This window comes from Pseudomonas persica (genome assembly GCF_900291015.1).
In the GTDB taxonomy this organism is placed as follows: Bacteria; Pseudomonadota; Gammaproteobacteria; order Pseudomonadales; family Pseudomonadaceae; genus Aquipseudomonas.
On record NZ_OLKL01000048.1, the window covers coordinates 113,163 to 125,417 of the forward strand.

Here is a 12,255-nt window from a genome sequence, read left to right on the forward strand (position 1 = left end):
CCAAGGCCGACTTTTCCCTGTTCTGCAAGGATCCCCATGACACTTGTCAAACTGACTTCCGTGGCTGTGCTGGCCCTGGCCCTGGGTGCCTGCCAAAGCCTGTTCACGCCCAACTACCGGGCGCCGCTCGAGGTCAAGCGCGATGCCTGGGAGCATGTCAAACCCGGCTGCAGCGAAAGCGACTGCCCGCTGGTGAACATCGACATGATCCATTTTCCGGCCTTGCCCAAGCTCGATGGCATCGTCGAAAAACGCCTGCTGCAACTGACCGAAGACAACCAGCGTGGCAACGCACCGACCACTCTGCAAGCCTACGAACAGCAGTACCTGGCCAGCGCCGACAAGCGCAACAGCAGCTACCTGCAGGCCAAGGTACGTGAGCAGCATGACGGACTGGTGATCATCGAACTGTCCAGCTACCTCGACAGCGGCGGCGCCCACGGCATGCCCGGGCGTGGTTTCATCAACTATTCGCGCAAGCTGGACAAGGTGCTGACCCTGCAGGACATGCTGGTGCCCGGCCAGGAAGAGACCTTCTGGAAAACCGTCGAGGAATCGCACCGCGCCTGGCTGATCAGCGTGGGCATGGACAAGGACGCCGAGTTCATCAAGACCTGGCCGTTCAGGCAGTCGCCGCACGTCGCCCTGACGTACGGCGCGGTGGTGGTCAAGTACGAGGTCTATACCATCGCGCCCTACTCCATGGGCCACGTGGAATTGAAGATCCCCTACCCGCGCCTGAATGGCGTGCTCAAGCCTGAACTGTTTCCCGGCCGTGGCTGAAGCTCAGCAGCCCGTACAGTAGCCCTGCCAGCAGCAATGCCGGCAGGGTCGCCCCCAGGTCCGGCGCCTGGGCGGCGATCACATGGTACACCGCCACGCCCACCACCCAGGCCAGCAGTGCCTGCCAGTACAAGCCATTCAGCTGGGCCGGCAGGCGGCGGCGACGGATCACGTAGTGGTCCATCAGTACCACACCGAACAGCGGTGCGAACACCGAACCGATCAGCAGCAGGAAGTTCTCGTACTGTGCCAATGGCGCCAGCAGGGCTATCAGCGTGCACAGCACGCCAATGGCCAGCGCCAGGTGCTCGACCTTCAGGCGCACCAGCACACCGGTGGAAACGGCCGCCGAGTGGATGTCGGCGAAGGCCTTTTCCGACTCGTCCAGCAGAATCAGCAGCAGTGGCATGCCCATGCCGGCGCCCGCCAGGGCCAGCAGCAGGGCGTTGGCTTCGCCACTGTCGGCAAAGGCCAAGGTGTAGGCCACGCCCAGGCTCATCAACCAGGTGTTGCCGATGAAGTAGCCCAGCACCGTACCGCCGAATACATGCTTGCCGTTACGGGCAAAACGCGAATAGTCGGCGATCAGCGGCAACCAGGACAGCGGCATGGCGATGGCGATGTCGAAGCCCACGGCCAGCGACATCGAACCGTCGCCGGCGCGGTTCCACAGTGCCGCCAGGTCGACCTTGGCGAACAGGTTCCAGGTCAGCCACAGGCAAGCGCCCAGCAGCAGCCAGATGCCCCAGGCGCGCAGCACTTTACGTACGAACGCCAACGGCCCACCGACCGCGAGCAAGGTGGCCAGGGCGCCGAAGCACAGGGTCCAGAGCAGCGGGCTGTTCCAGGCACTGGCTTCGCCGAACGCCCGCGCGCCCAGCAGGCTGGCGGCATCGCGCATGACGATGATCTCGAACGCGCCCCAGCCCACCAGTTGCAGCAGGTTGAGCAGTGCCGGCAAGCGCGCGCCATGGCTGCCCAGGCTGAGCTTCAGGGTGCCCATGGCCGACAGGCCAGTGTCGCTGCCGATGACACCGGCAGCCCCCAGCAACAGCACACCCACGCCGGTGCCCAGGGCGATGGCCAGCACTGCGCCAGCAAGCCCCAGGCCAGGGGCCAGCATGGCGCCGACCTGCAGCACCATCAGGCCGATGCCGAGGGAGAACCACAGCGAGAACAGGTCGCGGGCGCCGAAGATGCGCTGGCCGATGGGGACCGGGTAGTCGGGGGTAAACTGGCTGGGGGTGGTCATTGTCGTGATCGCCGAAAGGGTTGAGATATGTATTGAACCGGCCGGCCCTTTCGCGGGTAAACCCGCTCCCACAGGTACTCCACTGGGCTTGAAGGCAGTGGGGTACCTGTGGGAGCGGGTTTACCCGCGAAAGGGCCGGCCGATTCGATGCAGATGTAAAGCAGGGCGGCAGATGCTCACCCTGCCTGAATCAATTACACCTTGTGGTACAGCTGGCTACCTTCCTGGCGGAACCGCTCGGCCTGCTCGCGCATGCCTTGCTCGACCGTCACGTCCACGGCTTCGATCTTGGCGGCGTACTCACGTACTTCCTGGGTGATCTTCATCGAGCAGAACTTCGGCCCGCACATCGAGCAGAAGTGCGCGACCTTGGCCGATTCCTTCGGCAGGGTCTCATCGTGGTAGGCGCGGGCAGTGTCCGGGTCCAGGCCGAGGTTGAACTGGTCTTCCCAACGGAACTCGAAGCGCGCCTTGGACAAGGCGTTGTCACGAATCTGCGCGCCCGGGTGGCCCTTGGCAAGGTCGGCAGCGTGAGCGGCGATCTTGTAGGTGATGATGCCGGTCTTCACGTCATCCTTGTTCGGCAGGCCCAGGTGCTCCTTGGGCGTGACGTAGCAGAGCATGGCGCAACCGAACCAGCCGATCATCGCCGCACCAATGCCCGAGGTGATGTGGTCGTAGCCTGGAGCGATATCGGTGGTCAGCGGGCCGAGGGTGTAGAACGGCGCCTCGTCGCAGCACTCCAGCTGCTTGTCCATGTTCTCCTTGATCAACTGCATCGGCACGTGGCCGGGGCCTTCGATCATGCACTGCACGTCGTGCTTCCAGGCAATCTTGGTCAGCTCGCCGAGGGTTTCCAGTTCCCCGAACTGCGCGGCATCGTTGGCGTCGGCAATCGAGCCGGGGCGCAGGCCGTCGCCCAGCGAGAAGCTGACGTCGTAGGCCTTCATGATTTCGCAGATTTCTTCGAAGTGGGTGTACAGGAAGTTTTCCTTGTGGTGCGCCAGGCACCACTTGGCCATGATCGAGCCACCGCGGCTGACGATACCGGTGACGCGCTTGGCGGTCAGCGGCACATAGCGCAGCAGTACACCGGCGTGGATGGTGAAGTAGTCCACGCCCTGCTCGGCCTGCTCGATCAGGGTGTCGCGGAACAGCTCCCAGGTCAGGTCTTCGGCCACGCCGTTGACTTTTTCCAGGGCCTGGTAGATCGGCACGGTACCAATCGGCACCGGCGAGTTGCGGATGATCCACTCACGGGTTTCGTGAATGTGCTTGCCAGTGGACAGGTCCATGACCGTATCCGAACCCCAGCGGATGCCCCAGGTCAGCTTGGCCACTTCTTCCTCGATCGAGGAACCCAGGGCGCTGTTGCCGATGTTGCCGTTGATCTTCACCAGGAAATTGCGGCCGATGATCATCGGTTCCACTTCCGGGTGGTTGATGTTGGCCGGGATGATCGCGCGGCCACGGGCAATTTCCTGGCGCACGAACTCGGGGGTGATTTCTTTCGGGATGTTGGCCCCGAAGCTGTGGCCGGCGTGCTGCTCGTCGAGCAGGCCGGCGGCGCGCGCCTCCTGCAGCTTCATGTTTTCGCGGATGGCCACGTATTCCATCTCGGCGGTGATGATGCCTTGGCGGGCATAGTGCATCTGCGAGACGTTGGCGCCCGTCTTGGCACGGCGCGGGTTGCGCACGTGGGCGAAACGCAGCTTGGCCAGTTCGGCATCGTTCAGGCGCTGCTGGCCGAAGTCGGAGCTCAGGCCGGCCAGGCGCTCGGTGTCACCGCGGGCCTCGATCCACGCCGAACGCACGTCGGCCAGGCCCTTGCGCACGTCGATGACCACGTTGGGGTCGGTGTACGGACCGGAAGTATCGTAGACCAGCACCGGGGCATTGGACTCGCCACCGAAATCGGTCGGGGTGTCGTCCAGGCTGATTTCACGCATGGGCACGCGGATGTCCGGGCGCGAGCCTTCGACATACACCTTGCGCGAACGCGGGAACGGTTGCACGGACTGCTGATCGACTTGTGCCGATTCGCTGAGGTTGATCGCTTTTTCTTGTTTGCTCATCACAGGCTCTCCAGACGGCTTCCTAAGCAGTGGAATGTCGGGGTGAACCTGAAAGGCGCGGACGCACCCTTTATGGATGCAGTGCCGGATATGGGGGTGCCTGAAGCTGCATGCAGCTGTGACATTCCCGGACCTGGCACAAGAGGCTCCCCGGGAAGGCGAGCAATCTTGTTCCCTACGCAGGCGCTAACCTGATCAGGTTCAACGGGATCCGCAACTTTGCGATCTCAGCCTTTGCTTCAAGGCACCCCGACAAGAACATGCGCAGTCTAGACTGGAGTGGTCGGCAAAGCCAAGCGGGTAAATGCGCGGATGATGAAAGGCACCCCGAGCGATTGTTGCCGGGTGCGCATGGCACTACACTGGCCCGTCGCTCGATACTCAACAGTTCAGTAATTCAATTTCGTACAAGGATTGCCTCTATGCTGCGCAAACTCTCACTGGCGATAGCCGTGTCTTGTGCGTCCAACGGAGTGGTCTGGGCAGCGGACGTGCCCCAATCAGTGAAGACCGACCTGGTCAGCGTTTACCAGGAAGCGGTCGACAACAACGCTGACCTGGCTGCGGCCCGCGCCGATTACGGCGCCCGCCGCGAAGTGGTGCCGCAGGCCCGCGCGGGGTTGCTGCCTAACTTGTCGGCCGGTGCCGAGATGCTGAACACCCGCACCAAACTGGACGAACCATCAGCCACCAGCAACCGCAGCGGCAATACCTGGAGCGCAACCCTGGCACAGCCGATCTTCCGTGCTGACCGCTGGTTCCAGCTGCAAGCTGCCGAAGCAGTCAACGAGCAGGCGGCACTGGAGCTGTCGGCGACCGAGCAGAACCTGATCCTGCAAACCGCGCAAAACTACTTCGCCGTGCTCCGCGCCCAGGACAACCTGGCCGCGACCAAGGCCGAGGAAGCTGCCTTCAAGCGCCAGCTGGACCAGTCCAACGAACGCTTCGACGTCGGCCTCTCCGACAAGACCGACGTGCTGCAATCCCAAGCCAGCTACGACACGGCACGGGCCAACCGGATCATTGCCGAGCGCCAGGTACAGGATGCCTTCGAGGCCCTGGTAACCCTGACCAACCGGGAATACACGTCGATTCAAGGGGTGGTCCATACCCTGCCGGTGCAGGTCCCCACGCCCAACGACGCCAAGGCCTGGGTCGAAACCGCCGGGCGCCAGAACCTCAACCTGCTGGCCACCAACCACGCGGTCACCGCCGCCGAAGAAACCCTTCGTCAGCGCAAGGCCGGCCATGCGCCGACCCTCGACGCAGTGGCCAAGTATCAGAAGGGTGACAACGACAACTTCGGTTTCACCAACCCCGCACCGGCCCCCGTTACGCGATACGGCGGCGACGTCGAGCAGACCAGCATCGGCCTGCAACTGAATATCCCGATCTACAGCGGTGGCCTGACCAGTTCGCAGGTGCGCGAGGCCTATCAGCGCCTGAGCCAGACTGAGCAGCAGCGCGAAAGCCTGCGCCGCCAGGTGGTGGAAAACACCCGCAACCTGCACCGCGCGGTGAATACCGATGTGGAACAGGTGCAGGCGCGCAAGCAGTCGATCATCTCCAACCAGAGTGCGCTGGAAGCCACTGAAATCGGCTACCAGGTGGGTACCCGCAACATCGTCGACGTGCTCGACGCCCAGCGCCAGCTGTACACCTCGGTGCGCGACTACAACAACAGCCGCTATGACTACATCCTCGACAACCTGAGCCTGAAGCAGGCGGCCGGCACCTTGAGCCCGCAGGACCTGCAGGACCTCAAGCAGTACCTGAAGCCGGACTACAACCCGGACAAGGACTTCCTGCCACCGGACCTGGCTGCCGCAGCGGCGAAGAACTTCGAGCGTCGCCCCTGAGATAGGGGTGTATCTTTCACAGGCTGGGTTGCTTTTGATGGCCTCATCGCCGGCAAGCCAGCTCCCACAGGTTCTCCACTGGCCTTAAGCCTTGTGCAGTACCTGTGGGAGCTGGCTTGCCGGCGATGAGGCCAGAAAACCCAACACGGAATTCAGCGGATAAGCGCACCCAGGCCATCGAGCAAGCGCTGCAACGCCCCTTGATTGGCCTGCATCACCGCCCTGCCCGCTTCGCCCATGCGCTGTGCATCCTGCGGCAACTCGACCAACCGCCGCACCGCCTCGGCCAGCCCGTCGGCATCGTCCACCGGTTGCAACGCCCCCGCCTCGCGCAGCATCGCGCTGATTTCGAGGAAGTTGAACACATGCGGCCCCATCAGCACCGGCAAGGCCAGCGCCGCCGGTTCCAGCGGGTTATGCCCGCCGGTCGCCACCAGGCTGCCACCAACGAAGGCGATGTCGGCCAGGGCATAGAGGAACAGCAACTCGCCCATGGTATCGCCGAGCAAGACCCGCGTCTGTGTATCAACCGGCGTGCCGGCAGAGCGGCGCACGGTGATGAACTGTTCGCTGCACAGCGCATGCACTGCAGCGAAGCGCTCGGGGTGGCGCGGCACCAGGACCAGCAAGGCATCACCATGCACCTGCAGCAACTGCCGGTGCGCCTGCAGGATCAGCGCATCCTCGCCTTCATGGGTACTGGCCGCGATCCACACCGGGCGCTGCTCAGCCCCCCACTGCGCACGCAGTGCCTTGGCACGCGGTAGCAGTTGCTCGTCGATCTTCAGGTCGAACTTGATCGAACCGGTGACCCGTACACACTCAGGGCGAGCCCCCAGGTCACGGAAGCGTCGGGCCTCGGTTTCGGTCTGCACGGCAATCAGGCTCATCTCGGCCAGCATCGGCCGTGTCAGCTTGGCCAAGCGCCCATAGCCACGGGCCGAGCGCTCCGACAAGCGGGCATTGGCCAGCGCTACCGGAATGTCGCGCTTCGCACACTGATGAATGTGGTTGGGCCACAGTTCGGTTTCCATGATGATGCCCAGCTTCGGCTGCACATGATCAAGAAAACGCCCCGCCGCCCAAGGCAGGTCGTAGGGCAGGTAGCAATGCTGCACGCGTGGTTCGTCGGCGAACATGGCGCGAATACGCTCGGACCCGGTCGGGGTCATGCAGGTAAGCGTGATCGGCAACTCCGGGTAGGCCTTGAGCAAGGCACGCACCATCGGTGCCGCTGCAATGCTCTCGCCCACCGATACCGCATGCACCCAGATGCCGCCCTGGCGCATGGCCGGCAGCTTGAAGGCAAAGCGCTCGCCGATGCGTTGGCCATAGGCCGGCGCCTTGCGCGCGCGCAGGTACAGGCGCAGCGCAACCAGCGGCAGGCCCAGGTGAAACAGCAAGGTATAGAGTGTTCTGTTCATGGCCGCGGAGTTTACCCGATCGCGCGCAGGTGTACCGCAAAGCGCTCGGCCAGCCACTGCGCCGCCGGCCCCAGTGGCTCGTCGCGGCGCCAGGCCAGTTCCACCACCAGGGCCGGTGGCCGCCACTCGCTGTCCAGTTCGACCATGTGCGCCTGGTAGGTCGGGTACTGCACCACGTGGCGCGGTAGCCAGGCCCAGCCCAGGCCGCGCATCAGCAGTTCGGCCATGGCGTAGAAGCTGTCGGCGCGCCACACCTGCGGGCTGATCGCCTCGCCGCCAGGGTAGCCGCTTTGCTGCGGGGTGATCAGCAATTGCCGGTGGCGCGCCAGTTGCTGGCGGGTGACCCGGCCTTCGCCGGCGAGCGGGTGGCCGACCGCGCACACCGTGACCATTTCCACACTGCCCAGGGCGCGCCGCTCCAGCGAGGCAGGGATGCTCTCGTGGTGGAAGAACAGGCCAAGGTCGGCGCGCCGCTCCACCAGTTTGCGCGCCACGTCGCCCTGGGCGCCGCTGGCCAGCTGCACCTCCAGGAACGGGTAGCGGCTGGCCAGCTCGTCGAGGCTGTCGATGACCGGCTGATAGGGCATCGCTTCGTCCTGGGCAACCCGCAACAACGCCTCCTGCCCGCGCATCAGCGCCAACGCACGGCCATCCAGGCGCTCACACTGGCGCAACAGTTCGCGGGCATCCTCCAGCAGCGCGCTGCCGTTCTCGGTCAGTTTGGGTTGCCGGCCACTGCTGCGCTCGAACAAGGTGACCCCAAGGTCGGTTTCGAGCAGGGCGATCGCGCTGCTGATCGCCGACTGGGCCTTGCGCTGCTCGCGGGCCACGGCAGAGAACGAGCGCAGTTCTGCAACGCGCAGGAAGGTACGTAGCTGTTCAAGGTTCCACTGCTCGGCCATCAACCTATCTCCCATAGTGATAGGTAATGACTTTACCCCATTCAGGTAACGTCTAGAATGCCCCCCAGTTACCGGAGGATCCCGCCATGAATGCCTACACCTACCTCGCCATCGCCATCTGCGCCGAAGTCATCGCCACCGCGTCCATGAAAGCGGTGAAAGGCCTGAGCACGCCCTTGCCGTTGCTGCTGATGGTGGTTGGCTATGGCATCGCGTTCTGGATGCTCACCCTGGTAGTGCGCAGCATTCCGGTGGGGATCGCCTATGCCATCTGGTCGGGGCTGGGGATTGTGCTGATCAGTGTGGCGGCGCTGGTGATCTATGGGCAGAAGCTGGATGTGCCGGCGATGCTGGGGATGGCCATGATTGTGGGTGGGGTGGTGGTGATTCAGCTGTTTTCGAAGACGGCTGGGCATTGATGTTTGCCTTTTGCCTGGAAGGGGGTTGTGTCAGGGTTTGCCCTGATTTTTGTGGTGTGGCAGAAATCGAGCGCCGCCCGCGCGGCGCATCGCGAGCCGCGCTCGCTCCTACGTTTGTTTCGGGCCAGTGAGTCCTGTGGGATTTGCGCGCGGACGTTTTGGTCTACGGCACGATCTCGTGTCGTATGAACAAGGCGGTCGCGCGCGCCTGTCACAAGCGTAACTGGCCCGAAACAAACGTAGGAGCGAGCGCAGCTCGCGATGCGCCGCGCGGGCGGCGCGCGATCTCGCAGGCATTGAAAACCTCAAGACGGTAGATCTCGTGTCGCGATGGGCTGCGCAGCAACCCCCTTGTGCCCGACCCTGTATACTTGCCAGCTGTCCCAGTCTTCGAGGTACCGCCATGCCATCCGCCATTTCCACTGACGTGCTGATCGTCGGCGCCGGGGTCGCAGGCCTCTGGCTCAATGCCCGCCTGCGCCGCCTGGGCTATTCGACAGTACTGGTGGAACGCGCCAGCCTTGGCGGCGAGCAGACCATCAAGTCGCAGGGCATCATCCATGGCGGCACCAAGTACGCCCTGCACGGCGCCCTTACCGGCGCCTCGGAAGCCATCGCCGACATGCCGCGCCGCTGGCGCGAAGCGCTAAGTGGCAGCGGCGAACTGGACCTGACCAGCACCCGCCTGCTGTCCGACGCCCACTACCTGTGGTCGCCAGGCACCCTGGCCGGCAACCTCACCAGCTTCTTCGCCAGCAAGGCCGTGCGCGGCCGGGTCGACCAGGTGAAGGGCGCGCAACTGCCACCCGCGCTGCAGGACCGTGCCTTCAAGGGCAAGGTCTATCGCCTGGCCGAGCTGGTCGTGGACGTGCCCAGCCTGCTGGCCAATCTGGCCGAGCTGGCGGGTGACAGCCTGCTCGCCGGCGAGCGCATCGAGCCGCTGCGTGAGGGCGACGAGCTGGTCGGCCTGCGCGTGGACGAGCGCAACATCCGCGCCCAGCGCATCGTACTCAGCGCCGGAGCCGGCACCGAAGACCTGCTGCATGCCCTGGGCCTGAACCAGCCGGCCATGCAGACACGCCCATTGCACATGGTCATGGCCAAGGGTGCCAACCTGAAACCGCTTTATGCCCATTGCCTGGGTGGCGGGCCAAAGCCACGAGTGACGGTTACCACCCACCCGGCCGCCGACGGCCAGTGGGTCTGGTATCTGGGCGGCGACCTGGCCGAAGCCGATGGCGTGGCCCGCGAGCCGGCTGCGCAAATCGCCGCAGCACAGAAAGAAATCGCCAGCCTGCTGCCATGGGTCGACCAGAGCCAGGTGCGCTGGGCCACCCTGCGGGTCAACCGTGCGGAACCGGCGCAATCAGGCCTGGTACGCCCGGACAACGCCTTCCTCGCCGACCAGCAACGCCTGCTGGTCGGCTGGCCGACCAAGCTGGCCCTGGCACCGGACTTCAGCGACCGGGTCATCAGCCACCTGGAGCGCGACGGCATCCGCCCACAGGCGCAGGCCGACCTGGCCGACCTGCCACGCCCACCGCTGGGCGTGCCGGCCTGGGAGCAACTGCTGCCATGAGCCTGCCTACCCTGCACGACTTCCATCGCCCCTTGGGCAGCACCGGTTTCAAGGTTTCTCCGCTAGGCCTGGGCACGGTCAAGCTGGGCCGCGACCAAGGCGTGAAGTACCCCACCGGCTTCACCATCCCCGGCGATGACGAAGCCCGCCTGCTGCTGGCCCAGGCCCGCGAGCTGGGCATCAACCTGATCGACACCGCCCCGGCTTACGGCCGCAGCGAAGAACGCCTGGGCCCCCTGTTGCGCGGCCAGCGCGATGAATGGGTGATCGTCAGCAAGGTTGGCGAAGAATTCGACAACGGCCAATCGCACTTCGATTTCAGCGCCGCCCACACCCGCCGCTCGGTGGAGCGCAGCCTGCGGCGCCTGGAAACCGACCGCATCGAGCTGGTGCTGGTGCATTCCGACGGCAACGACCTGGCGATCCTTGAGCAGCAGGAGGTCTACCAGACCTTGGCCGAGCTCAAGCAGGAGGGCAAGATCCTCGGCTTCGGCCTGTCCGGCAAGACCGTCGCCGGCGCCCTGAAGGCGCTGGAGCTAGGCGACTGCGCCATGGTCACCTACAACCTCAACGAACAGGCAGAACGCCCGGTGCTGGACTACGCTGCCGAACACGGCAAGGCCATCCTGGTGAAGAAGGCCCTGGCCAGCGGGCATATCTGCCTGGCCCCGGGCGTTGACCCGGTGCAGGCCAGCTTCGAACTGCTGTTCGCCCACCCGGGCGTCAGCAGTGCTATCGTCGGCACCATCAATCCGTTGCACCTGGCCCATAACGTGGCCACCGTCGCCCGTATCCTGGGCCGGCATTGAGTTGCCCCAGGCCCAAGGGCCTGGAGACTGACCCGACGCAAGGAGGAGCCTCGTGGCGCGAACGCTGATCCGCAAGAACCCGAGCAACTTCAAGACACTGCCGCTGCATGTCGAGGCCACGGCCGAAGGGCTGACCTACCAGAGCATCGGCATGCCGCTGAACTTTGCCCAGACCCAACAGCGGCGCAAGGCCATCCAGCTGCCCGACGTGCAGCGATTCGTGGTCGAACTGGCCAACCTGGGCGTGTCGGTGCGGCTGACCCTGCATTGGCAGAACCGCGATTACTGGGTGCTGGTGCGCCAACGCCGGCAAGACCGCGGCGATGTGGTGCTGAAACTGATTTCCGGCTATGTACCGGCGCAGGAGCTGAACCTGCCGTTGCACACGGCCGTGCAGGAAGTGGCCGAGGAATGCCTGCTGGAAACCCCGGAAGGCTGGCTGGGCGGGCGCTTCAACGACACCTGGCTACCGGTGCCCTACGCTGCCGCCCTGCACTACCGCGAAACGCCGCACTTCGTGCTGGCCCCGGAGTCCGGTGCCGCGCGCCCGGTGCACTGTGGCAAGCTGATGCTGCTGGAACGGCCACGGGCGTATGTGCACTTGCCCACCGCCTCATTGCAACTGATCTATGACATGCGCCTGCAGGTACCTCGGGACGCCAAGAAGCTCAGCCTGTTCCACGTTGATGAGCGGCTGGAGGGCGACCAACTGGTGGCGCGACTCAACCGCAAACAACCGGACCTGTACCTGATGCCGTTGAAGGACGGCCAGCCACAGGCTGAGCTGTATACGTTGAAAAAGGATGAGCTGGTACCGGCGAGCACCCGTGGGCTGTACCTGGCCGAGAGTTTTGCCCGGCAGGAAGGCTGGGTGGTCACGGACGAGCGGGTGCGCTGGAAGGATTGGCTGAAACAGCAGGGCTTGGTGGAGAGCAAGCCGGTGCGGGCATCGCACCTGCAACGGTTTGGCGACAAGGCGCGAGCGCTGCTGGAGCGGGCGCGTACTTCACTGCACAAGTAAGATGCTGGGGCTTGTACCGAACCTGTGGGAGCGGGTTCACCCGCGAAGCAGGCGACGCGGTGGATGGCACCGGCGTTGCCGGTGTTCGCGGCTAAAGCCGCTCCCACAAAGGATTGCACCCGCTTTCAAATC

10 protein-coding genes and 1 riboswitch are annotated in these 12,255 nt (G+C 64.6%); of the genes, 6 read left to right on the top strand and 4 right to left on the bottom strand.

Annotated features, from left to right (window positions below):
* Positions 1-36 precede the first annotated feature (36 nt).
* Complete coding sequence (locus FQ664_RS23385) at positions 37-783, top strand: RsiV family protein (protein ID WP_144175201.1); 747 nt, start codon at positions 37-39, stop codon at positions 781-783.
* Here the strand turns inward: FQ664_RS23385 and cytX are convergent.
* Together cytX and thiC are read right to left on the bottom strand one after the other, a co-directional pair.
* Positions 752-2,035: a putative hydroxymethylpyrimidine transporter CytX gene (gene cytX / locus FQ664_RS23390; RefSeq protein ID WP_144175203.1), complete on the bottom strand. Its 1,284-nt coding sequence runs from the start codon at positions 2,033-2,035 to the stop codon at positions 752-754. The two genes, FQ664_RS23385 and cytX, sit on opposite strands and share 32 nt — an antisense overlap.
* A gap of 194 nt (positions 2,036-2,229) precedes the next feature.
* A complete protein-coding gene (gene thiC, locus FQ664_RS23400) occupies positions 2,230-4,110 on the bottom strand; it encodes a phosphomethylpyrimidine synthase ThiC (protein ID WP_144175205.1) in 1,881 nt (626 codons plus the stop codon).
* 155 nt (positions 4,111-4,265) lie between these two features.
* Positions 4,266-4,372: riboswitch (TPP riboswitch) on the bottom strand.
* Positions 4,373-4,532: 160 nt separating this feature from the next.
* Between thiC and FQ664_RS23405 the strand changes: the two genes are divergently transcribed.
* Entirely contained in the window at positions 4,533-5,969 is a 1,437-nt protein-coding gene (locus FQ664_RS23405) for a TolC family outer membrane protein (RefSeq protein ID WP_144175207.1), read from the top strand.
* 152 nt (positions 5,970-6,121) lie between these two features.
* Here FQ664_RS23405 and waaA read toward each other — a convergent pair whose 3' ends face one another.
* Together waaA and FQ664_RS23415 are read right to left on the bottom strand one after the other, a co-directional pair.
* A complete protein-coding gene (gene waaA, locus FQ664_RS23410) occupies positions 6,122-7,393 on the bottom strand; it encodes a lipid IV(A) 3-deoxy-D-manno-octulosonic acid transferase (protein ID WP_144175209.1) in 1,272 nt (423 codons plus the stop codon).
* An 11-nt stretch (positions 7,394-7,404) separates the two neighbouring features.
* Positions 7,405-8,295, bottom strand: coding sequence for a LysR family transcriptional regulator (locus FQ664_RS23415; RefSeq protein ID WP_085621807.1), 891 nt, complete (start codon positions 8,293-8,295; stop codon positions 7,405-7,407).
* A gap of 86 nt (positions 8,296-8,381) precedes the next feature.
* On the opposite strand from FQ664_RS23415, the gene FQ664_RS23420 reads away from it, so the two are divergent.
* The 4 genes from FQ664_RS23420 to FQ664_RS23435 all read left to right on the top strand — a co-directional run bounded on the left by FQ664_RS23420 (position 8,382) and on the right by FQ664_RS23435 (position 12,123).
* Entirely contained in the window at positions 8,382-8,714 is a 333-nt protein-coding gene (locus FQ664_RS23420) for a DMT family transporter (protein WP_008095055.1), read from the top strand.
* A gap of 403 nt (positions 8,715-9,117) precedes the next feature.
* A complete protein-coding gene (locus FQ664_RS23425) occupies positions 9,118-10,293 on the top strand; it encodes an NAD(P)/FAD-dependent oxidoreductase (RefSeq protein WP_144175211.1) in 1,176 nt (391 codons plus the stop codon).
* Positions 10,290-11,102, top strand: coding sequence for an aldo/keto reductase (locus FQ664_RS23430; RefSeq protein ID WP_144175213.1), 813 nt, complete (start codon positions 10,290-10,292; stop codon positions 11,100-11,102). Before FQ664_RS23425 ends, FQ664_RS23430 begins: the two co-directional genes overlap by 4 nt.
* 52 nt (positions 11,103-11,154) lie before the next feature.
* The gene (locus FQ664_RS23435) at positions 11,155-12,123 is read left to right on the top strand and encodes a metal ABC transporter ATPase (RefSeq protein WP_144175215.1); all 969 of its coding nucleotides are present in this window, start codon (positions 11,155-11,157) and stop codon (positions 12,121-12,123) included.
* Positions 12,124-12,255: the final 132 nt, after the last annotated feature.

What these genes read in the sequence shown, in the direction of transcription:
- FQ664_RS23385 (WP_144175201.1), top strand. Translation starts at nt 37, where the DNA reads ATGACACTTGTCAAACTGACTTCCGTGGCTGTGCTGGCCCTGGCCCTG.
- FQ664_RS23420 (WP_008095055.1), top strand. Translation starts at nt 8,382, where the DNA reads ATGAATGCCTACACCTACCTCGCCATCGCCATCTGCGCCGAAGTCATC.
- FQ664_RS23405 (WP_144175207.1), top strand. Translation starts at nt 4,533, where the DNA reads ATGCTGCGCAAACTCTCACTGGCGATAGCCGTGTCTTGTGCGTCCAAC.
- FQ664_RS23415 (WP_085621807.1), bottom strand. Translation starts at nt 8,295, where the DNA reads ATGGCCGAGCAGTGGAACCTTGAACAGCTACGTACCTTCCTGCGCGTT.
- cytX (WP_144175203.1), bottom strand. Translation starts at nt 2,035, where the DNA reads ATGACCACCCCCAGCCAGTTTACCCCCGACTACCCGGTCCCCATCGGC.
- FQ664_RS23430 (WP_144175213.1), top strand. Translation starts at nt 10,290, where the DNA reads ATGAGCCTGCCTACCCTGCACGACTTCCATCGCCCCTTGGGCAGCACC.
- thiC (WP_144175205.1), bottom strand. Translation starts at nt 4,110, where the DNA reads ATGAGCAAACAAGAAAAAGCGATCAACCTCAGCGAATCGGCACAAGTC.
- waaA (WP_144175209.1), bottom strand. Translation starts at nt 7,393, where the DNA reads ATGAACAGAACACTCTATACCTTGCTGTTTCACCTGGGCCTGCCGCTG.
- FQ664_RS23425 (WP_144175211.1), top strand. Translation starts at nt 9,118, where the DNA reads ATGCCATCCGCCATTTCCACTGACGTGCTGATCGTCGGCGCCGGGGTC.